The organism is Desulfomicrobium norvegicum (genome assembly GCF_900114595.1).
GTDB classification, from domain to species: Bacteria; Desulfobacterota; Desulfovibrionia; order Desulfovibrionales; family Desulfomicrobiaceae; genus Desulfomicrobium; species Desulfomicrobium macestii.
Map to the genome: position 1 here is coordinate 371,196 of NZ_FOTO01000001.1, position 21,531 is coordinate 392,726.

Genomic DNA, 21,531 nt, shown 5'->3' on the forward strand with positions numbered 1-21,531 from the left:
TTGCATGGAATAATTTCTTTATCATATATAATCAGCCCCTAGCTATGTGTGCATTAAACCTGAAAGCCTGTTGAAAAATTCATGTTAAATGACAACAGCCGCCTGCTGCTCCTTCCACATCCGGTATCGATCCTCCCCAAAATGCTCCTTGAGTTCTTCGGGAATGGGAAGTTTGCCCACAATGCGGCCCGGATTGCCCTCGACAAGACAGAAAGGAGGAATTTCACCCGCCACGTGAGTCCCGGTCTTGGCCACGACCCCGTCACCGACTCGCGCTCCGGGATACAGACAGGTTCCGGCGCCAAGCAGGCACAGATCACCCACACTCACCGGCCTGACGCTTTTCCGAGACGGACTTCCGCCTCCGGAAGTCATCCTTCCGGCCGCGTTGGCGATGGGATGTCCGGAGTTGTCCATGACGATGCGGCATGCGATGAGCCCCCAACTGCCGATGACGACGCTCTTGGCGATCAGAAACCTTGATCTCGGAGCAATGTAGGTGTTGTCACCGATCCTGAGCTCAGGCTCGTCAAATATCTTGAGGCCAGCCAAGCTGACGTTGTCGAACATCGTGACATTTGAACCTATGTATATATTCAATTTCCCTGCGATACGGGCGACTCCATCTCCACCATAATACATCTTGAATCCCGGTCCGACTTCCCTGCACATCGACTTGAACATGGGCTCGTAGTAAACGACACGCCAGAAATCATGCCACATTGCAGTTCTCAATGCCCATTCATGATACAAAAACCTGTGCAACCCAGGAATAACAGGGACAGATAGCCCTATAAATTTCTTTGCGACGTCATGGAGCTTTGAATGAAATGGAGTTTCACGGCGCCGGATCGCCAGTTTGAATTCAGAAAAATTACGCATTTTTGTTTCCTTCAAGAGTTTGCGCCACGAGGAGTTCTTTATAGAGTGCCAGCACACGATCCACTCTGGCCGTTGGTGAAAAATTATCGAGCGCGCGGCGTCGCCCCGCTTCGCCCATGGCCTGCATGCGACTCGGCGATTCCAGCATGCGAATGAGCGCCACAGCCAAAGACTCGGAATCACCCGCCGTGACCATGAAGCCCGTCTCGCCTTCAACCACCACCTCGGGCACTCCGCCAACCCGACTCGAGACCACCGGCTTTGCGAATATCATGGCCTCCAGGGCCACATTGGGCATGCCCTCGCTCAAGGAAGGCATGGCCACGAGATCCATGGCCCGGTAATAATCGCCCAAACCTGAAACATGCCCTGTAAAATAAACCGCCCCCGCGAGCCCGCATCGGGCAGCCTCAGCCTCCAGCATGGCCCGGTCCTGGCCGTCACCCAAAAGAATCCCCACCGCATTGGGCACACGCTGGCGAGTCCGAGCCAGGGCCTTGAGAAAAAAAATCTGCCCTTTCTCAGGACTCAATCTTCCAACCACCCCAACAACCAGCGCTTCGCCGGAAATACCCAATTCGTGCCGCACATCACGTCCGCTGGAATCATTGAGTTCAGCCGGGTCCACGGCATTGGGAATCACCGTCATCTTGCGCTGCGCGATCCCCGGCAGTCTTTTCCCCAGCGCTTCGGAAACAGCGACAACTCGTGTTGCCAGCGTCACCAGACCCATTTCAACGATCCTGTAGCAATGCATTTTCATGTTTTCGGAAGTCCAGCCGTGAACATAAGCAACCCAGGGAAGTCGTACGCGTCGTTTCAAAAGAGCGCACAGTACATGGCTTTTATATCCATGCGACTGCAATATCTGACAGCCTTCCCTTTTAACGATGCTCTCCGCCTGATCCACCAAGTTCATGTCAAATTTTTTATTCTGGCGAAGCTCGGCGACATTGGCTCCCGACAAACGCATGACTCGTGCAAACTCCGATTCACAGCCTGATTCCGTGACAAAATCCACGAGCACGGGATCACAAAGCTCAAAACCGCCCGATCGCAGAAACTGAAGCAGTCCCTTCCCTGGCCCGCCCAATTTGGAGGTGGCCAAACTGATGAACACGCGCGGCCTCATTTGACACCCGCAGCGGCTTGAGATTTTGCCGAAAGAGTCTCTTCAATCCAATCGGAGACCATCTGCGCCTTGTCCGTCCACGCATCCCCTTTCAAACACTCCCGCCTGGTCTCAAGGTCCACGACATCAGACAACGCCTTGTCCACTTCACTCGCAAAATCTTCCGGCTTGGCCGCAATGCGCAGATGCTCCTTGAAACGAAAAACTTCCGCCATTGCCGTGGTCACGATCGGTTTGCCTGTCGCCAGATACTCTCTGAGCTTGAGAGGATTTGCAGTATTGGTGTGCTGATTCACCACGTAGGGTATTATGGCCACATCAAAAACCGACGAATAGCGCGGCAATTGCTCATAGGGCACGGCCGGCAACCAGCGAAAGTTCGGCCTTGATTCCAGAGTGCCAAGATCGATGCGTTTTGTGCCGATGAGCACAACAGTCCAATCAACGCGCCAATCGAGCAGCATGCGAATAATTTCCACATCTAGATGAGAGTCGATAAGTCCGTAAAAACCGATTATTGGACCTTGAATATCCGCCAAAGAGAGTAAACGGTTCTGCGTAACGGTTGCCGTGGAAAAATGATCGACATCGACTCCATGCGTTAACAGAAAGGTGCTCTTATTAACACTTTTCTTCGCCGAATAAAGCTCATCGGAAACCGCCATGACAATATCAGCTTTTTCCAAAAGTTTCTTTTCAAATTCCATAACCAAACCTGGCAAATTCATACCAGGCCATATTGTAAAATCATCAACACAATAATACGACACAATACATTCATCAAAATATCCAATATATTCTGAAGCATTCGGTACTGTTGCAAGAAATATTGGATTACGAATATCCCATTCATCCATGTATTTTCTGACTGTACGAACGACATTCCACCTATTGAAATTTCGAACAGAAGAAACGTTGTTGAAAGGAATCATGACGGGTGAAATAATCCGTAGATTATCCGGCAGGGCTTCTTGCGGCGGATTTGAAGTCCACGAAGCAATTTTTCCGGCGGCCCTTTTCACATCGTACAGACTGAGTCGGGGCAGGCGCAGGCCGATGGTGTTGACCCACAGCACCCGGTTATGCGGCAGGAAATGCTGCATGATGTGCTGACAACTGAACGGATGCCGCCCCCAGTCGTCGGAAAAAACCAGAAAATTCCTACCCTTGATCATACGCATCTCCATGCGCTCTCAAATGATGAAGGCGGGATCGCCACGGGGATGCACGTCATGTCCGCACCGCGTCCGCGAACCCGACCAACCTGCGATCCAGACGGAAGAGCCCGTATTGCACCAAAATGATTACCAGTCCCTGCATGACCGACATCGCAAATAAGGAAAGATATCCCGGCCCCATGTAATCCTTGACCGAAATCCAGAAAATCCATTGAGGCAAGACATGCGTCAGCGCGACGCATCCGAGCAACTGTATATAACTCGACAGAGGCGCATCTGCCTGCCGAAACGCATAATACGGAAGAAGGCATGCTCTAAAAATAAAAGAACAGAAAAAAAATGACCACCCAACCCCAACAATTCCAAAGTACATCATTGAGATCATTGAAGCGAAAACTACGCAAATACCCTCTCCGATATTGCAAATCGCAGTTATTCTATGTTGAGAAATACCCATGAGAAATTCTTGCGCAGGTATTATACTTGTAGAGAATATTGTCCCGATCGCCATGGGCACAAGAACAAGCTGCACGTCCCGAAACTCGGGACCAAGCCACAGCTCGACAAACTCTCCGCCGTAGAAAACAAGACAAAGCCCGACATAGGCCGAAACCCGATAACTGAGCCATAACGCGCTCAGCATGGATTGCCGAATCCCATCGTGATCGTGTTGAGCCTGAAGGCGGCTGAAATGGGGAATGAATATACCGAACGCGCTACGAATCAGATTGGTAAAATAGGAAATCAGTTGGGTTGCGATGGAAAAAACCGCAACTCCTTCCGCGCCGATGGCCTTGACGATGATGTATGGCTGCGACCTGAAGCGCATGGCCTGGCCCACCTGAGCCACCAGGGAGGTCAACCCGAACCGGAAAAGCTCTCCCCCCAGCCGCCAATCGACATATTTGAAGCGGATGCTGACCGAAAAGCCGCGCCGGGCAAAAAGCCAATAGGCTACGCCTTCCAGAAGAAAACCCGCCCCATTGACCACGGACAGAAACATCAGGCCGTTGTCCCCGGATATCCAGATCAGGACCGACAGACTCACGATCACGTTCTTGACCATGGAAATGAAGGCCAGCAGGGTCCAGCGCATCTCGCCCGCCAGCACCCCATTCCATGTTCGAAAAAGGAAAAGCAGGGAAAATGTACCAGCATAGATGGCAAAATATGTCTGCGCTTGGGCAAAATCAGCGCTCTGCGGGATATGGTCCTTGCCTAAATAAAGCAGTATAATTGTAATAATGCATGACAAAAGGCACGATATGACGTTCAGCGCGATCCCAGTGGAACAAATGCGATTTATTTCCTTCTGATCTTCACGGGCAATGGCCGCTGCCACGAATTTGGAAACCGCCTGGGAAAGTCCGAAATCAAGCAGGAGATAGTTGGCCACCGTGGCGCTGATCAGCGCCCAGACACCGTAGGCGGCCTGGCCTATGGCATTTATTATGACCGGCGTCACAAACAAGGCAAAGACTATCCCCACCCCAAAGGACACCAGGCGCAACGTCGAGTTGCGTATGAGATAACGCATCATTCTCACAGGCGCACCTTTTGCTGCCGCACCTGCAGCGCGCTCAGCGGAGGATATCTGAGCGGAGCGCTGGAGCGGATTTTTTGCGGAACAGGCGCGTCGTTTGACTGGACATGATGAAAATGCATAACCGCAGCCAAACCGAGCAGATAGTACAGCGTCGAGGAATACCCCGCGGAAATGAAGAAACTCGCTGTCCCGAAGCCGACAATCCCGACCTTCAAGGCAATCCAGCGTGCTCGGGTGCCGGTGCGCTCATCCTCCTCGACATGTCGCGTGATGAGCTGCCAGGCGCTGCAAAGCATGGCGAGATACAGAATGAATCCGGGGAGCCCCAGTTCAGCGGCAAACTGAAGGTAGGTATTGTGCGCCGTGAGCCCGATCTTGCCATCAAGCAGAAAGTGCGCTGTCCCGAACATTCCGATGCCCACGCCAAGCACCGGATTGTCGGCCACGATCTCAAGACCGTTCTTCCAAATTTGTACGCGACCGGACCTGCCCTCAAGATTGTAATCGGCGGCTTCGCCCTCCGCAGTGAGACTCGCAAACCGATCCCACAACGACTGCTCGGCAGTCGCCACGACAACGAGACCGGCCGCACAGACAAGGGTCAAAGCCAGGAGTCTGAACTTTTTGGCGGTCAGGACGAAATACAGGGCCTGGACGCCAATCGCGACGATCGCCCCACGCGAGCCGGTCAGGACAAGTCCGAGCAGGACCATGGCGCCCAGCCCCAGATAAAAACCGCGCCGAACCATGTTCCCATTCATGGCCTCGGCCAGAACAACGGGCATGAACGTGACAAACAGGAGCGCGATGTCGTTCGGATCGTACGTGAAGCCGGCGGTAATCCTGCCGGCGCCCTTGCTCATGATCATTACACCGGCCAGCAAGGAGATGCCGTAAATGAGCGCTGCCCTGTATTGATTCAAATGGCCGGCGGCTGAAAGCAGTACCAGACAGCACGTAAAAAACAGGATCCGAGTGAAAGAAAGCAAACTGTTCAAAGCCCCGGTGCCCCAGACGCTGAACGGAACGCTCACCATTGCCATGATGAACAGCAAAAACAGATAGTGTGCAAACGGAACGCTGGCCCTGAGCTTCCCCAAAAGTCCTTTCGGCAAGAAAAATAATGAAATGAAGCCTGCTGCAAAAGCAATTTTCCCTAGATGCAAAGGAACAAGAAAGGTGAATAGCTCAGGCATTCGAGCCATGACCACAAAAACTATGATAAAAATTACTATTGCGTGCATACAGCCTCTTAAAAATTGTAAATGAATAACTTAAAAAAAATAACATTTAACTATAAATAACTAAAAATTTTAAATCTCTTATATTTTATTTTAATGTTTAAATAATATCTGCTTATTGGATAAATACATATTAATGCAATAAGAGCTATAAAATAACTCATTGGCAAGCTAAAATAGACATTTTTTGCTATTGGCCAATACATTTTATTTAAAATTTTTGACAATCCAACAGCAATAATTTTACATAGTGGAAGATGAACTATATATATAAAAAGAGATGTCGACCCAATGCTTATTAAAAACTGACACCGCAAGGAAAAATAATCGATCAAAAAGAAAAAAATAAAAATCGTCCCCAGTGCCACAAGTGAAAAATACAAGGAAGGCGGGTATTTAGAAATATTTACAAAAGATGCCACCGTCTTCCATGTTTCAGGATATTCCTGCCACAAAGGCTGGTACCCGTAGACATTTGCACCGCGAAGCACCAGCCACACAAAAATGAGAGACAAGCCCAGAAAAAGGAAAACACTCATTCTCTTCTTGAGGGGCAAGAGAAACAAATGTCCTGTGGCATACCCCAAAAGCATCATTCCAAACCATGGTATGACAGGAAAACGATTGAATATTGATGTGCCGCCAACGAATCCAAATGTATCGGCGGTCATGAAGATCCGCCAAATCACATGGCCTTCACCCGGAAAGCCATAGAGCGCAGGCAGTCCGTGTCCGGCCAGAATCGCAACGCTCATGAGAAGAAGCATATTTCGAGGCAGCTTGGAAAAAAATGACAGCAGGATCATGGACATCCCGATGCTCCACAGCACATCGAGAGATGCCGGATACTCCGACGTGAAGAGCTGCATGACGGTCCTTACCAACTGCAGCGCGATCAACAGCAATCCCCTGGGGATCAGGAAGCCGCCCAGTGATCTCTGGACTCCGCCCTTGTGGGCCCACAGATAGGCACCGACACCGGCCAGAAACAGAAAAATGGGCGCCCCGCTGTGCGTGAACCAGCGATTGAAAAAAACAAAGACCGTGGTCACGTTGACGTTCAGCATGGCCAGCGGGAGCGGCGAGGCCTTGCCCATGACCGCGGCCGCTTCATAGGAGAGATAGTCGTAGCTGTGCCCCACGACCATGAGCATGATGGCGATGCCCCGCACCATGTCGATGGATTCTATGCGCGAGGAAACAGGCGCCTGGACCGTGACGGATTCAGCCATGTCAGTTCCCCCTCGGATTCCAGGTCACGAACCTCTCGCCCTGTGCGAGCCGGAAAAGCCCCAGCAGCGCGGCCCAATGAAGGATGAGAAACATCCACGCCGCGTGCGAAATGCCTCCCCGCCCCCGAAATCCCGCCCAGGCCGACACGGCCAGAGCTGCCAGTCCGAAGAGGACGATGGACTGAAAAACCCCGCTCCCCGCCCCCGCGATGGCGCTCGCGCCCAGCACAGCCAGCAGCGGCAGGGTCAGCCAGCGCAGCATCTTGTGCGAGACGAGCTGCCACAGAAAACCGAGGCGACCTGCCTGCACAAGAGCGCCGCTGAAACGCAGGCAAAGCAGCCAGGACTGCGCCATGATGCGCGTCTGCCGCCTGAGTTCCGCCCCGCCGCTATTTTCCCCCACCTCGACCACCACGGCCGATGGCTCGCTTATGGCGCGCTTTCCGCGCAGGACAACCTGGATGGGATGCAGGAAGTCATTGATGTATTCAGGGCGCAGGGGTTCGAAAAGTTCCTTGCGCAAGGCGTAGATCGCCCCGTCGGCGCCGACGATGGAAAAAAGCCCGCTCTCGCCGCTCTTGATCCATTCCTCGTAGCGGCGGTACAGACCGCCCGGAGTCTCGCGCCCGTCCTTGTCCGCATACACGCTGCGCCCGCCGACCAAACCGACATCTTCGGATGCAAACGGCGCCGCCAGTTTGCGCATACTGTCCGGTCGGAACATGGAATTGGCGTCGGTGAAAACCAGAATATCCCCGGCAGCCTCCCCCGCAGCTCTGTTGATGGCCCGGGTCTTACCCCCGCGCGAAGGCTGCCGCAGCAGACGGACCTGCGGGGAGGCGCACTGCGCGACCAGGGTCTCGGTGGCGTCATCACTGCCATCCGAGACCACCAGAAGCTCAATGCGGTCCTGCGGATAGTCGAGTTCCAGAAAATTGCGGATCTTGGCCGTAATGACGCGCTCTTCGTTGTAGACCGAGAGCAGCACGCTGATGCTTGGAAGCTCACCGGGCGGCACGAACCTGCGCTTGCGGCCAAGGATGGCGACAAGCAGCGGATACCCGGCAAAGGCGTACGCAAGAGTCAGCAGGGAGATCCAGAACAGCGCGTTCATGCCGCGACCTCCTTGACGCTTGCGCATCTCTTTACAGGCAGATCCTGGAAGACCCGCACAATGGCCCTGATGTCGTCACCGTGCACATGGCCGTGGGTGGGCAGGGTCAGAAGATTTGCGGCCAGCAGCGAGGCTCCGGGATAATCGCCGACCGACGTCAGAAACGGCGCCAGTCCCGAAATGCGGTGCAGGGCCAGGGGATAGGAACGAACTACGCCGAGCGCCTGCGCCTGAGGCGCGACGCCCCCCGGCCAGACGCCTGAAAGCGGCAGAAGCGGCAGGCGCAGATACACCGGCACTGTCCCGGCGGCCGGCTGCACGACGCGCATTCCAGGCACCCCCTGCAGCCCTGCGTGCAGGGTCGCGGCAGTCCTTCGACGGGCCGCATTCAGGTCGTCCAGCCGGTCCAGGGCGCTGCGGCCTATGCCTGCCCGCAGCTCGTCCAAAGACTCAAGGCGAAAATCCGGATCGAAAACCGAGCGTCCGATCCCCAGAAACGGCAGGGAGGCCGGCAGCCAGTAGGCCCGGGGATGGAGCATGACCATGAGCGCCAGCGCCAGCGCCAGGTTCCGGGCGGTCCGAATTCTGCCGCTCGCCGCGAAAAGCGCGGGCATCGCTCCAAAAGCTTCCGCCAGGTCCTCGCGGTCGGTCAGGACGATCCCCCCGTCCACGGCGGTGATGTTCTTGCCCCGGCTCAGGCTGAAAAGCCCCGCATCGCCCATGGTCCCGGCCAGTTCCGTCCCGGCCCGCGCGCCCATGGCCTGCGCGGCGTCGTCCAGGAGGAACGCGCCGTGAACACGGCACAGTTCGCGCAGCGGCTCAAGAACCAGCGGATATCCGAAAAGATGACAGGCCACGACGCACAACGTCTTGCTGTTCAGGGCCTTTTCCAGGCTGACCATATCCGGGGCCAGGGTCCGGGAGCTGACATCGTAAAGACCGACCTTGAGCCCGGCATTGACCACGGCCGAGGGCACGGAAAAGGAAGTGAATGCCGGCAGCAGCACCTCGTCCCGCTGCGGGCAAAGCGTGCGCATGGCCCGCAGCGAAGCCGAGAGTCCGGCCCGGCCGGAGGTCGCAAAAAACACATGCCGCACTCCGAACTTCCGTTTCACTTCACACCGCAGGGACTGCGCCCCCTGGCCGGACATCCACGCCCTGATTCCGGCCGCGATATCGGCGGGACGCAGCGGCGAGGCGCTCGGCGGCAGCATGCGCAAATACGGGCCGCTCATGGAATGTCCCGTACGATCAGGGGTCCGAGGGTGCGGGTCATGGACAGGGGCAGACGCCGCCACAGGCTGATGGCCAGAGAAAACCGGGGATTGCTGTTGCTCAGGTTCGGCAGCTTCGCGCCCGAGGACAAGAGGTAGTGCCATTGCAGTATTTCGGGCCTGGCCCCCCATTGTTCCTTGAATTTGAACGTCCCGGAGCAAAGGGAGGACCGCCCGAGGTCAAACCGGCGCAGCCCCAGGCGCAGGCCATGGCGGATGGCCTCCCAGTACATGAGATTGTTGGGGCAAAGGGAGTTGTAGTCCCGGATGGACGAGGCCCAGGGAATCTCCAGAGTCTCCCCGTGCCAATAGAGCAGCCCGGCGGCGATGGGCTCGCCCTGCCTTCTGATCAATACGATCCGGGTCACGCCGGGCAGACCGGCCAGGATGTTGGCAAAAAACGAGCGCGCATACACCGGAGTGCCCAGATCCCTCATGTTGCGCACGAACACGGTGTAAAAATCGTCCAGCAGTTCTGCCTCGCCCCAGACCGTCTCCAGGCCGGCTTTTTGCGCCTTGCGGATCTGATTGCGGACCTTGGTATTGAAACCCGTCCACATCGCCTCTTCGCTTTCGGCCAGGGCGAGCACCATGGCCACCTTGTGCCTTCTGGCGGGCAGGTCCGGATTCACGGTCTGGGTGTGCCTGAGTTCCACGTGACGCGCTTTGAGCCGGGAACGCAATTCCCCGGCGGCTTCCAGCAGGGCCTGGCTTGACGCCTGATCCCGGCAGAGCAGTCCGCCATAGGTTACAAAGGGCAGTGAAACCAAAAAATTGCCAAAGACGCCGCGCATGTGCACCAGCGGCAAAACACCACTTATGGTGCCGTTTGTCCTGGCAGCCAGAAAATGGGTTTCATGCCCGAAGCTGCGCTCCAGAATATCCCGCCATACATGATTGTAATACCCTGCCGCACAGGGCATCGATTCAACAAAGCGATCCCAGTCCGCTGCCGCGCCCTGAAAGGTTTCCGTGCGTACGCTCATGGCAGGGGAACCTCCAGGCGGGTCGCGCTCCTGCTCTCATCGCCGTTTCCCCCGTCCAGTCCCAGCACCCGGGCCATGGTGTCGAAGCGCAGCTCGCCAAGGAGGCTGCGGACCTTTTCTTCCGTCGTGTCGAGGTTGAGATAATGCCGGAAGCGGGACCTTAGACGGGCCTTGATCCGCGGCTGGTCGGGGTCCAGTTCCCAGGGATGGAAATAGAGAACCACAGGCTGCTTTTCCGCAGTGTTGACGCTGCGCATCCCCCACAGCACGACCCCTGCGGGAAGAAGGCGCAGATAGCCGCCTCCGGCGATGGGCAGGACAATCCTGCGGCCCGCGAAGTTCACCGCCAGAGTGGTCAGGGGAAATTCACGGATGGTGCCGCCGGGGCGAACGATGTCGTACGGAAATCGGTGGGAGCCCGGGATGCCGTAATTGTCATGGACAATGGGAAAGATGCTCGAATCATAGACAAAGCCTTCCTCGATGAGGATGTCCAGAGCCCACATGGAGTTATTGGTGATGGAATAGCTTGGGGCTCGGTAACCCAGGACAGGAACGCCGGTCAGGTCTTCGAGCAGGGCCTTGCACCTGCGCACATCGGCCCTAAAAACGTGAGGTTCCAGATTGTAGATGAGTTCATGGCCATAGCCGTGGCAGGCCACTTCGTGACCGCCGTTTGCAATGGCCTGCACGACGCCCGGATAGTGCTCCGCCACCCAGCCAAGGATGAAGAATGTGCCAGACAGGGAGAATTCATCGAGCAAATCCAGCACCCGCCGGGTGTTGTTCTCGACCCGGGACGGATAGACAACCCAATCCTGCCGCTTCACAACTCCTTCAAAGGCCGTGACTTGAAAATAGTCTTCCACATCTATGGTCAAGGCGTTTTTCATGTATCCCCGTTCGTCGTTACAGACCTTCGTGCCGCAGCCTCTGCCATCATCATTGCCCTGTCCTGCTCCCGCGCTGTCTAGAAAGTCATTGTGAGCTGCACGCCGACCCTGTTCACCTGATATTCCTCCTCCTCGTCATCCGATGAGGAATCCTTGAACCTGTACCAGCAGCCGAGTCCCACGCGTTCGCTCAAGGCATAGTTCAAGCCGACATTTGCGTACCAGCGCCGCGTGTCGTCATCCGAGCGGTCCTGAAAATCGTGGATCAACCCCATGGAGGCGGTCAGGCGCTCACTCAGCTCATGAGACAGGCTCATCCCGAGCAGCGTTCTGCGCACCTCCTCCCCATCCTCGCCTTCATCGCTCCTGTCTTCGTACTCCTCCAACGTGGAGTACACGCTGGCCGTGGTCCGGGACCAGGTCTTGGTCAGCCGCAGGGTGCCGAACCTGCGCTCATAGGTCTCGCCCGTGTCCGGATCGTCCTCGAAGGAGACTCCCGTGTTCAGGTGCAGGAGCACCGTCCCGAAATCATGATCCAGCCCCGCATCCCAGAACAGGCTTGAAGAGCTGGTGTCGCGGTCCCGGTAGCGGGTATGCTGGGGGCCGGCCTTCAGGTATACGACTCCGTTTTCGGCGTAGGCATAGCGGCCGCCGAGATAAAGGATATTGCGGTCCAGGGTCTCGTCTTCCCAGAGCTCCTGGGTATAGGAGTAGCCGCTGAGCAAGGCGGTTTGTCCGGAGAGCTCGTACTCCCCGTCCACGAACCCCCGGTGGATGTTCTTGGAGTCCCGGTCATCCTCGTCGTACCAGATGTTGCTGTAGGCATAGCCGACCTTGGCCTGGCCGCGTTCCCCGAAACGCGGGGTGATGTAGGGAGAAAAAGTGAAGATGTTCTGCTGCAGCTGATCGACGGTCGAGTCCTCTTCCACGGTTTCGCCGCGGGTCCGGTCCTGGTTGACCATCCGGTATGTGTCGCGCAGGTCCAGGAAGAGAAAGCCATCCCAGGCATCCAGCAGGCCATGCAGCATGGCATCGTGGTTGAATTCCTGATCCCGGCTCCCGGACGCGTAATGATTCCACGTTCCCCTGTAGGTCGTTTCCAGCAGCGTGCGCGCGCCCTCGTGCCTGTAGCTCAAGCCGGGACGGACGGAGGTCACGAAATCTTCTTCGCCGTGGCGCTCCTCCTTTACGTTGTCGTTGTATTCTTCGCTCACGCTCAAAGATGCCTTCCACTCGGGGTCTGCCCAGGCAGGGAACGCGGCGATCATCAGCAAAAAGGCGGCGATCAGATAATTTTTCATGGTGCGGTCTCACGTTGAAGTTCGGAATCAAAATGGCCGGTTACGTCCCCCTGGCCGGTTCCAATCAGTTCCCCCACAGGTAATTCCAGATGCTTCTCATGGTCCCGTTGCGTTTCTTCACGTCGACCTCGGCCGGCAGGGGGTCGAGCTGCTGCACGATTTCACTGCGCAGTTGCTGCTGCATCGATCGCAGCTCCCGGACTTTGGTCTCCAGGGACTTTTCCAGCCTGTCCACCCGTTCCTGCATGTCGAGCATGGCCGCATGGTCCCAGACGGGCATGAATTCCAGTTCCTCGATGCGTTTGTTCATGGACCCGATGACGCTCAATATCCTGGACTGCGCGGCCGTATTCCGGGCCACGTCATTGGTGTCCCGTTTCTCTACGGGCGCTGCGATCGCCGCAGCGGCCTCCTTTTTTTGAGGCGGCTCGGGATTCCAGTACTGAGCCTCGAAGGACAAATCCGCAGCCAGTTCGTGAATCACGCTTCCCTCAATGTCCCGGGTCTGGGAGGAAAAGGCGTCGATCATGATGTAATCGCACAGGATGTTGACAAGCCGGGGGATGCCGCGGCTGTATGTCGCGACGGCCTCCACGGCATCATCGTCAAAAACCAGGGCGGTCTTGTTACCGGCCTTCTCCAGGCGGAAAAGAATATACTCACGGACCTCCTCCACGCTCAGCGGCTGCAGATGGCAGTTGATCTGAATGCGTTGCCGCAACTGCAAAAGACCGGGCCGGGCCAGGATGTCGCGCAGCTCCGGCTGGCCGACGAGAATGATCTGCAGAAGCTTGTCCCGATCCGTCTCCAGGTTCGAGAGCATGCGCACCTCTTCCAGGATTTCCGCGGACAGGTTCTGGGCCTCGTCGATGATCAGCACGGCCTGACGTCGCTGGGCATATTGCTCGATGAGGAAATCGTTCAGTTCCCGCAGCAGCGTGGCCTTGTCCCGCCCGTCCGTATCCAGTCCGAAATCACCGTTGATCTGCATGAGGAGCTGCAGGGAATCGACACGGGTGTTGAACACCTTGGCCAGGACGCTGTCCCGCAGCTGCGACCGGATCATGTTGCGGATCAGGGTAGTCTTCCCAGACCCCACTTCGCCGGTCAGCAGGATGAACCCCGCCCGCTCCTTGATCCCGTGCGTCAGATAGGTCAGCGCGCGCTTATGAGCCCGACTCGGATACAGGAAGTCGGGATTGGGCAGTAAATCGAAGGGTTTCTCACGCAACCCGAAGAATGCGGTGTACACAGGACTCTCTACTCCGCGTAATAGTAGGACGATCTGTTTTGCAGGTGCGCCCCGTTGTAGACAATGCCCAGAACCTTCTGATCCAGGGCGTCGATGGCCTCCTCGATCTGCTCCAGGTTTGGCATCCCCTCTTTCACGACCAGAATCACGCCGTCGACGATGCTCGCGATGGACCGCGTCTCGGCAAAGGGCAGCACCGGCGGGGTGTCGACTATGATGTAGCGGTCCCCGTAACGTATCTTCATTTCCCGAAACAGGCTGCGCATGGCGTCGGAAGAGAACAGCTCCACCGGATTGGGGGTGGGCGTGCCCGCAGGCAGGACCGAGAGCTTGCCGATCCCCGTCTTGACCAGCAGTTCACCCACGTCCAGACCCTCACGCATGCAATCCGAAAGCCCCTTGCACGAGCCAAGGCCCAGGTACTTGTGCACGGAGGGCCGCCGCAGATCGGCATCGACGAGCAGAACCGTGTGGTCGTACTCACCCGCAAGGCTTGCGGCCAGGTTGACCGCGGTCATGCTCTTGCCCTCGCCCGCGGTGGAACTGGTCACGGCAATGAGGTTGTCGAAACGCTCACGTTTGGTCATCTTGACCAGCGCCTCCTTCAACTTGCGATACTCCTCCGCCATGGGCGACAAAGGCGCGTTGATGACCACCATGGTCTCCTCGGCCAAGCGGACCCCGCCGACGCTGGTCGGCTCGCCCATGGGCGCCCGGGCAATGCCGGACACTCCGGCCCTGTTTCCCTTGCTGTGCAATCCGGATTGCATTCCAGCCGCTTTGGCCAGTGCTTCCTCGATTCTGCTCATTGGTTTTAGTATCCTTTCAAATTCAGGTTTCGGAGCTACAGCCACGGGCCGAACGCCCTTTCAAACAGCGCATCGAGGGGTGAGTTGCCCAGGGCCTCCATGACACCGATGGTCACCAGCATGAGGAAATAAAGCGCCGCGCCGGACAGAAAAATACGGTCCCCCCTCACGCGCTGCCTCTCCTCCTTTGGCTTGGAAATCGCTGGCAGAACGGCCAGCACCCGCTGATTGAGAACCCGCAGGTCGGCCAGGCTCTCCACCGACCCGCGCATGATGTACGGCACCATGATGACGGCAATGCCTATCCCGATTCCAGCCAGGGCCGACAAAAGCATGATCGGCACGCGCTTGGGACTGACAGTGGTGTCGGGCATGACAGCCGGATCCACGACTCGAAAGTTCATGGACTTGTTTTCCATCTCCATTTGCTTGGAAACCTCGGACTGGCCGTAGCGGGTCACGAGCTGACTGTAGATCAGGGTCTCGTTCTCCTTCTTGCGCAAGAGTTCGTTCAGCCCCGTGCGGAGCGTGGGAATCCGGCGCAGAAGCTCTGTCTTTTCCTCGATGGTCGCAAGCTGGGCCTTCTCCTGAAGCGTGGCGGCATCGATCTCGGCCTGAACCAGAGTCTTGGCAGCTGCTCCCGAGTTCCCGGTCATGCCGCCCGACGGACTGCTTTTCACGGCCCTGATCTGCCCCTGCAGCCGCACCACCTTTGGATGCTGATCCGTATAGGCCGTCAAAAGCGTCGCCAATTGACGCTCCATATCTGCCAGATGCGCGGACCGGCCCGCTCCGGAGGGTATGAGCTGCAACTTGGTCTCAAGCTCAAGTTTGCGCGCTCGAATGGCCTCCAGCTTTCTCTCGGCATCGGCGATCTCGAAACGGATGCTGGTCTCGTCCGTCGCCAACTGGAGGCCATGCTCGGCCTTGTACTGATTGATCTCGTCCTCCACCGCGTCGAGGCGCTTCTTGAAGCTCTCTATCTGCTCGGATAAAAAGCGGGTCGCTTCCAGGGATTCGTCCCGCTTGGAGGCAGTATTCGACTCGATGTAGACTTGAGTGATGGTGTTGACGAAATCACGGGCATAACGCGGGTTGCTGTCCTGAAAGGAGATGAAGAAGATCCCCCGCTTTTCGTCCAGCCTGATGGAAATCCTCTCCCGCAAATCCTTGATGTATGCTTCCCTATCCATATCCGAAGCAAACTCGACATCCTTATCGAGAATGCGCATCACCTTGAAAAGCGTTTCCCGACTCAACATGGCCACGGTCAAAACCTTGATCTTGGCCTCCATGGACGGAGTGGTGGCGATGCCCTTGACCAATTCGCTGATGACGCTCTGTTCGATGAAAACCGTGGATTGCGCCTCGTATTTCCTGGGCAGGACATAACTGGTTATAACGCCCAGGGTCATGACCAGCAGAGCCACGACGACCACAACGCGCTTGCGCTGCAGCAAGATCCGCGCATACGTTTCAAATTTCTGATACAGTTCATGATTCATGTGTGACTCCGCTCCTGCGGCTTAAAAAAAACTTTCCGCGGCAATGATGTAATCCCCGCGACGCAAGACTACGTTCTGAGACAGATCCCGGCCCTCGGCCAGATCCTGGGCCCGTACCTCGATTCGCTTCTCGACCCCGTCCTCACGCCGGACTACGATCGTATCGTTCTTCTTGGCGAATTTGTTGAATCCTCCGCACGCCAGCAGTGCATCGAGCACCGTCATTCCATCCTTGTAAGGCAAGGCCTGGGGCGTGTTCACGGCACCGACGACATAGACATACGGTTCAGGCAGAGCCGGAAAGACAATGATGTCGTTGTGGCGCAGGACAAGATCCTGCTTTAAGTCCCCCTTGCGCAGCAGAAGATCGAAGTCGCGTTCCATCCTGCCGCCGTCGCGCATGACATGGGCGCCGTGCAGGTCGGCCCGGGCCAAATCCATGCCCGCCAGGAGCTGCAGAAGCGAGGTCTTCTGCTTCAGGGGGTAAACGCCCGTGACGACGCCTCCACCGATGATGTAGACTTTGCTGTTCTCGATGCCGACCATGGACACCGTGACCATAGGTTCCTTGACCAGGGCCGAGAGACGGCTGGCGATCTCCTTCTGCAGGGCCACGGGGGTCAAACCCTCGGCCATGATCTCACCGGCTCCGGGGAGGGAGATGCGGCCGTCGGGGCGCACGAGGGCGGGAACCGTAAGCTCCGGCTCACCCCACACAAAGACATGCACGCTGTCTCCCGCGCCGATGACATAGTCACCGGCGTGCCCTATCCCGCCAAAGAGGATCGCGCCGAAAATCAGCACAGCAACCTTGGCCATGAAACATTTCTTCCACATGACGGATTCAATCCCGGTATCAGACGACATCTCTACCTCCCTTTTCCAAGCAATACGACTTTAAATGTTTTAATAACTATGTACAAATCAAGTATTATTGAGATATTCTTTATGTAGTACATATCATAACGAAGTTTCTCAATTGCATCCTCAACTGTTGAACCATACGGATAGAGCACTTGTGCCCAACCCGTCAGCCCCGGTTTCACATAATGCCGCTCCGAATAGTAAGGAATCACTTCCTTCAGCTCACTCACGAACTCAGGGCGTTCCGGTCTGGGACCGACCAGACTCATGTCACCTTTGAGGATGTTGATCAGCTGCGGAATCTCGTCCAGGCGGGAACGGCGCAGAAAGTTTCCGACCTTGGTTATGCGCGGATCATCCACCTGAGACCAGACGGCTCCGGTCCCTGCCTCGGCGTCCTCGCGCATGGTGCGGAACTTCATGAGCACGAAGGGCCTGTCGCCCCTGCCGACCCTGACCTGCCTGAACAGCATGGGGCCGGGAGAGTCCAATTTGATGGCCAGCGCGATGAACGGCACGAACGGCATAAAACAGATCAGGCCGACGCTGGCGGCGCTCAGGTCAAAGATGCGCTTGAACAGGCGCAGCATCCAGTTCACCTTGAACCCATGGCTGAATATGAACCAGCTGGGTGAGATGTTTTCGATGAGCAGCTTGTGCGTCGCGCTTTCATAGAAGGAGGGAGCGTCCACGACCTCGATCCCGGCCATCTTGCAGTTCAAAAGCTCCTCCACCGGGAAAAAGCCCCGCCGCTCGGCCAGGGCGACCACGACCTTGTCGGCCCCGAAATTCTGAGCCAAACGCAACAATCTGCCGATCCTGTCAGGAGCCGTTTCATGCCCGGCCTCTTCGTCTGCCGGGGGAAAAACCGTCGACGTGCAGCTGACCCTGCCAAGCATGACATAACTCTCCCGATTGGCGTGCATGAATTCCTCCATCTGCACGGCCAGCGGACCGTCTCCGACGATAAGCACGCGCTTGAGCACTCCCGGGATGACCCTGCGATACTTGGCGAACAGAAATTCGGCGGATTTGAGCCCGGCAAAGACGCCAAGCCCCAGCACGACGAGACGGATCTCGCTTCCGAGCACACCCGACGACCTGTCCACGACATAAAGCATCGCCATGGTCAGCGAAGTCGCCACGGCTTGGTAATACAAGGCCCTCGGCGCCTTCGGTTTACGACCAGTGAACCAGAAGACCGACCAGACTCCGACCGAGGGCAGCAGCGTAATGGCCAGAACACTGCTGGCTCCGCGCACGAACTCAAAATCCCCGGAAAGCGATGCGACGGACGGTGCCAGGATGGCCAGGGACGCACTCAGGGCCAGCAACGCCCAGACAATGTCGTGGGCAAGATTTCGAAATATAATCGGCGACATGCTTCCTCCCTACTTCCCGCTCAAGGCGCGCAGAAGCTTTTCGGCGTCCTCGCGTTCAGCGAAATCGGCCGAAGCCAAGGCCGTTTCAAGCGTTGCCCTGGCTTCGGCCGTGCGGCCCAGTTCGGCCTCGGCCAGGCCCTGATGATAAAGGATCCCGGGGTTGCCCGGAGCGAGGGTCAAGGCCCGCGCGAGTACGCCCAGGGCTTCCTCTGGACGACTGTTACGGATCAGGGCGTAGCCAAGAGTGTCGATGACGGAGGGGTCGTTGTTCGCAAGAACAAAGGCCGCCATGGCCAGATTCACGGCCTGGGCGCTTTTCGCCTCGTCATCGGCCCAGATCATGGCCAGGTTGTTCAAGGCCGGGACATGGTCGTGCCGGGCCTGCACGGCCTGGAGATACATCCTGGCCGCGTCGTCGTTCCTGCCAAGCAGTTGCAAGGCCATGCCCTTCCCGGTCAGGGCCTGGGCGTTGGTGGGGGAATGCGTCAAAACCCGATCAAAGGTGGCGAGCGCCTTCTTGGCCTCCCGGCCACGCAGCTGAAACTCGCCCATCACGACGCCGATCTGATCGTCCGTGGGCTCCAGCGCCCATGCACTGATCAGCACTTTTTCGGCTTCAGCCCGGTTCTGGCGCATCTCAAGGATGCTGGCCAACGGCAGGTAAGACTGCCCCTTGTCCGGCTTCAACTGCATCAGACGCCGGGCGTTTTCCTCGGCCTTGTCCAGATCTCCGGCGGCCATCCACGCTCTCATCCGCTCCACCGTCCCGGCATAGGGTTCGAGCTGCTCAAGCTGGGCGTACAAGGCCATGGCCTTGTCCATTTCCCTGCGTGCGACATGCAGCTTGGCCAGGCCTTGGACAATGACCATGTTTTTGGGTTGCTGCGTTCGTTCCTGGTCCAGAACCGCCAGGGCCTCGTCGCTTTTCCCGTTTCGCTGCAGGAAACTCGAAAGCATCAGGATCGCCCCGGTGTCCTTGGTGGAGCGCGCCTTTTCGAGCCGGATCCGAGCTTCGTCGAGCTTCCCCTGTTTCTCAAGGACCGCCGCCGAGGCGATCAGGGCTCGCACATTGTTCGGTTCGAAGCCCAAAGCCAGGTCATATTGCGTCACGGCCTCATCAAGCTTATTTCGGGCAAGTTTGGCGATGGCTCCATGAAAATAGGTCTGTAGAAAAGCGGGATCCGCGCCACGCGCCTTGGCCAGATACTCCTCAGCCCCCTCGGCGTCCCTGCGCCCCAATGAGGCCTTGGCCAGGGCGTTATAGAGCACGGCGTCGTTCCTGCTCCCGTTCAGGCCCTCGGTCAGCACGGCCATGGCCTCGTCCGTGCGGCCATTTCTGAAATAATACGAGTGCAGAGCCATGCGCGCATCGACGCCCTCGGGCGATATTTTGATCGCGCTCACCAACTCGTCCTCTCCACTGCGATCTCCCAGGGAGAGCTTGAGCAGCCCCGCCTTGAGCAGCAGTCCATAATGGGATGGCGCCAACCCCATCGCCAGTCTGAATTCGGCCAGCGCCTCATGGGCCTTGCCCTGCATCAGCAGGGCGTCGCCTTTCAGGACATGGCCTCGAAAATCCTCCGGACTGCCTTCGATCAGCTTGTCGGCCACGACCATCGCTTCCGGACCCCGTCCCTGGCGCAGAAAGATCTCGCCCTGCATGATCCTGGCCTGCACGAAGCCGGGGCTGTAATCGAGCACGGTCTGGAATTGGGTCACCGCCAGCTCCAGATTGTCGAGGTTGTAATAGACAAGACCAAGCAGGTAGTATGTTTCCAGATCCGGCTTGATGCGCAGGGATTTGCCGAGGTACGTCGCGGCCTCGTCGAATTTACCCTCGCGGAAGAGATACAGCCCCATGAGCCGGTGCCCTTCGGCGCTGTCGGGATACTCGCTCAGCATGGCCTCGGCCGAAGCCCTGACCTTCTCCCCTTCGCCTTTGTTCATGAGGAGGCTGCCTTGCTTGTAGCGGGCGAATAAATCGGAGGGGTAGATGGAAGAGATGCGGGAATACGCATCCAGCATGGCTTCGGGATCCTTTTCCTGAGCCTCAAGCTGCGCCAGCGCGTGCAGACCCGATCTGTTGTCGGGATCTTGAGCCAGCAGATTGTCGAGCATTTTGCGAGCCTCGGCCCTGTCTCCCTGAATCATAAAAATCTGGACAAGACCCAGCTTGGCCGAAATCCGGTCAGGCTCGACGGCCAGAGCCTTTTCCAGGTGTCCCTTTGCACTGGCGGGATCCCCGGAAATCGTGGCCGAGATGGCGAGCTGCTCCAAGGCGGCGGCATCATCCGGATGTTCCTGCAAATAGGCCATGATCAAGGGTACGGCCACGGCAGGCTTGTTCTGAAAATTAGCGATCCGGCCAAGCTGAAAATTGACTCGGCCGTCATAAGGGTTCTGCAGCAGAACTTTTTGAAATTCCCGCTCGGCCTGCTCCATCTTGCCGGTTTCGATATAAGCCAAACCGAGATTGTATCGCGCCGCGATAAAATTGGGGTCCTTCTCCAGGGCGTTCTTGTAATGGACGATAGCCCCGTTATAGTTGCCCTGCTTGAAAAGCGCCTCCCCTTCGGCGTTGAGGGATTCGCTGGTATGTCCCTTGCAGCCAGCAAGCGCGACACAGAGCATGAGCGCAACCGCGAATACAGTACATCTGATCATTCTTCCTCCGTCGAACACGCCTTTTGAAGAGCGGATCGCTCCGTATGCTGAATAATGCGCCGTGGTAAGTCTTGGGTAGCCAGTCCAGGGCGAGCCGCCCGCGCTCGGGCATCAGGTCCCGAAAAACTTCTCCAATGCGCAGGAACGCGCGGCCGCTCATCTTTCAAAGCGCCGCGAACATCACGCTCCGCCTCGCCGACGCCGTTGATGTCCTTTAGGGATATGCACCCTGGCCGCCTCATCAGAGGCAGGCCGACAGACGCTCATCACGCCCGT

Annotated in this window: 17 protein-coding genes; all 17 read right to left on the reverse strand. The window is 57.2% G+C overall.

The window, feature by feature from the left end:
• Positions 1-84: 84 nt before the first annotated feature.
• On the reverse strand, positions 85-723 hold the full coding sequence (locus BMZ24_RS01695; RefSeq protein WP_225940232.1) for an acyltransferase: 639 nt from the start codon (positions 721-723) through the stop codon (positions 85-87).
• 151 nt (positions 724-874) lie between these two features.
• Positions 875-2,002, reverse strand: coding sequence for a glycosyltransferase family 4 protein (locus BMZ24_RS01700; RefSeq protein ID WP_244150261.1), 1,128 nt, complete (start codon positions 2,000-2,002; stop codon positions 875-877).
• Positions 2,003-2,010: 8 nt separating this feature from the next.
• A complete protein-coding gene (locus tag BMZ24_RS01705) occupies positions 2,011-3,189 on the reverse strand; it encodes a glycosyltransferase (RefSeq protein WP_092188631.1) in 1,179 nt (392 codons plus the stop codon).
• Between the two features lie 55 nt (positions 3,190-3,244).
• Positions 3,245-4,732, reverse strand: a complete 1,488-nt coding sequence (locus BMZ24_RS01710; RefSeq protein ID WP_092188633.1) for a lipopolysaccharide biosynthesis protein — start codon at positions 4,730-4,732, stop codon at positions 3,245-3,247.
• Positions 4,733-4,734: 2 nt separating this feature from the next.
• Positions 4,735-5,601, reverse strand: coding sequence for an O-antigen ligase family protein (locus tag BMZ24_RS01715; protein WP_161949006.1), 867 nt, complete (start codon positions 5,599-5,601; stop codon positions 4,735-4,737).
• A 431-nt stretch (positions 5,602-6,032) separates the two neighbouring features.
• A complete protein-coding gene (locus BMZ24_RS01720) occupies positions 6,033-7,211 on the reverse strand; it encodes an acetyltransferase domain-containing protein (protein ID WP_092188636.1) in 1,179 nt (392 codons plus the stop codon).
• Position 7,212: 1 nt separating this feature from the next.
• Positions 7,213-8,325, reverse strand: coding sequence for a glycosyltransferase family 2 protein (locus BMZ24_RS01725; protein ID WP_092188638.1), 1,113 nt, complete (start codon positions 8,323-8,325; stop codon positions 7,213-7,215).
• Positions 8,322-9,560, reverse strand: coding sequence for a DegT/DnrJ/EryC1/StrS family aminotransferase (locus tag BMZ24_RS01730; RefSeq protein WP_092188640.1), 1,239 nt, complete (start codon positions 9,558-9,560; stop codon positions 8,322-8,324). The genes BMZ24_RS01725 and BMZ24_RS01730 overlap by 4 nt, the downstream gene beginning before the upstream one ends.
• Positions 9,557-10,585, reverse strand: a complete 1,029-nt coding sequence (locus BMZ24_RS01735) for a FemAB family XrtA/PEP-CTERM system-associated protein (RefSeq protein ID WP_092188642.1) — start codon at positions 10,583-10,585, stop codon at positions 9,557-9,559. The genes BMZ24_RS01730 and BMZ24_RS01735 overlap by 4 nt, the downstream gene beginning before the upstream one ends.
• On the reverse strand, positions 10,582-11,478 hold the full coding sequence (locus BMZ24_RS01740; RefSeq protein WP_092188644.1) for an XrtA system polysaccharide deacetylase: 897 nt from the start codon (positions 11,476-11,478) through the stop codon (positions 10,582-10,584). Before BMZ24_RS01740 ends, BMZ24_RS01735 begins: the two co-directional genes overlap by 4 nt.
• Positions 11,479-11,555: 77 nt before the next feature.
• Positions 11,556-12,779 carry a TIGR03016 family PEP-CTERM system-associated outer membrane protein gene (locus BMZ24_RS01745; RefSeq protein ID WP_092188646.1) on the reverse strand — a complete coding sequence of 408 codons (1,224 nt, stop codon included), beginning with the start codon at positions 12,777-12,779 and terminating at the stop codon, positions 11,556-11,558.
• Between the two features lie 64 nt (positions 12,780-12,843).
• Positions 12,844-14,031, reverse strand: a complete 1,188-nt coding sequence (locus tag BMZ24_RS01750) for an XrtA/PEP-CTERM system-associated ATPase (protein ID WP_092188648.1) — start codon at positions 14,029-14,031, stop codon at positions 12,844-12,846.
• An 8-nt stretch (positions 14,032-14,039) separates the two neighbouring features.
• A complete protein-coding gene (locus tag BMZ24_RS01755; RefSeq protein WP_092188650.1) occupies positions 14,040-14,840 on the reverse strand; it encodes an XrtA-associated tyrosine autokinase in 801 nt (266 codons plus the stop codon).
• Positions 14,841-14,875: 35 nt separating this feature from the next.
• The gene (locus BMZ24_RS01760; RefSeq protein WP_092188652.1) at positions 14,876-16,345 is read right to left on the reverse strand and encodes an XrtA system polysaccharide chain length determinant; all 1,470 of its coding nucleotides are present in this window, start codon (positions 16,343-16,345) and stop codon (positions 14,876-14,878) included.
• Between the two features lie 21 nt (positions 16,346-16,366).
• Positions 16,367-17,212: a polysaccharide biosynthesis/export family protein gene (locus BMZ24_RS01765; RefSeq protein ID WP_092188654.1), complete on the reverse strand. Its 846-nt coding sequence runs from the start codon at positions 17,210-17,212 to the stop codon at positions 16,367-16,369.
• Between the two features lie 2 nt (positions 17,213-17,214).
• Positions 17,215-18,591: a TIGR03013 family XrtA/PEP-CTERM system glycosyltransferase gene (locus BMZ24_RS01770; protein WP_092188656.1), complete on the reverse strand. Its 1,377-nt coding sequence runs from the start codon at positions 18,589-18,591 to the stop codon at positions 17,215-17,217.
• A gap of 9 nt (positions 18,592-18,600) precedes the next feature.
• Entirely contained in the window at positions 18,601-21,255 is a 2,655-nt protein-coding gene (prsT, locus tag BMZ24_RS01775) for an XrtA/PEP-CTERM system TPR-repeat protein PrsT (protein WP_092188658.1), read from the reverse strand.
• Between the last annotated feature and the right edge of the window lie 276 nt (positions 21,256-21,531).

What these genes read in the sequence shown, in the direction of transcription:
- BMZ24_RS01695 (WP_225940232.1), bottom strand. Translation starts at nt 723, where the DNA reads ATGTGGCATGATTTCTGGCGTGTCGTTTACTACGAGCCCATGTTCAAG.
- BMZ24_RS01705 (WP_092188631.1), bottom strand. Translation starts at nt 3,189, where the DNA reads ATGATCAAGGGTAGGAATTTTCTGGTTTTTTCCGACGACTGGGGGCGG.
- BMZ24_RS01710 (WP_092188633.1), bottom strand. Translation starts at nt 4,732, where the DNA reads ATGATGCGTTATCTCATACGCAACTCGACGTTGCGCCTGGTGTCCTTT.
- BMZ24_RS01715 (WP_161949006.1), bottom strand. Translation starts at nt 5,601, where the DNA reads ATGAGCAAGGGCGCCGGCAGGATTACCGCCGGCTTCACGTACGATCCG.
- BMZ24_RS01720 (WP_092188636.1), bottom strand. Translation starts at nt 7,211, where the DNA reads ATGGCTGAATCCGTCACGGTCCAGGCGCCTGTTTCCTCGCGCATAGAA.
- BMZ24_RS01725 (WP_092188638.1), bottom strand. Translation starts at nt 8,325, where the DNA reads ATGAACGCGCTGTTCTGGATCTCCCTGCTGACTCTTGCGTACGCCTTT.
- BMZ24_RS01730 (WP_092188640.1), bottom strand. Translation starts at nt 9,560, where the DNA reads ATGAGCGGCCCGTATTTGCGCATGCTGCCGCCGAGCGCCTCGCCGCTG.
- BMZ24_RS01735 (WP_092188642.1), bottom strand. Translation starts at nt 10,585, where the DNA reads ATGAGCGTACGCACGGAAACCTTTCAGGGCGCGGCAGCGGACTGGGAT.
- BMZ24_RS01740 (WP_092188644.1), bottom strand. Translation starts at nt 11,478, where the DNA reads ATGAAAAACGCCTTGACCATAGATGTGGAAGACTATTTTCAAGTCACG.
- BMZ24_RS01745 (WP_092188646.1), bottom strand. Translation starts at nt 12,779, where the DNA reads ATGAAAAATTATCTGATCGCCGCCTTTTTGCTGATGATCGCCGCGTTC.
- BMZ24_RS01755 (WP_092188650.1), bottom strand. Translation starts at nt 14,840, where the DNA reads ATGAGCAGAATCGAGGAAGCACTGGCCAAAGCGGCTGGAATGCAATCC.
- BMZ24_RS01760 (WP_092188652.1), bottom strand. Translation starts at nt 16,345, where the DNA reads ATGAATCATGAACTGTATCAGAAATTTGAAACGTATGCGCGGATCTTG.
- BMZ24_RS01765 (WP_092188654.1), bottom strand. Translation starts at nt 17,212, where the DNA reads ATGTCGTCTGATACCGGGATTGAATCCGTCATGTGGAAGAAATGTTTC.
- BMZ24_RS01770 (WP_092188656.1), bottom strand. Translation starts at nt 18,591, where the DNA reads ATGTCGCCGATTATATTTCGAAATCTTGCCCACGACATTGTCTGGGCG.
- prsT (WP_092188658.1), bottom strand. Translation starts at nt 21,255, where the DNA reads ATGATCAGATGTACTGTATTCGCGGTTGCGCTCATGCTCTGTGTCGCG.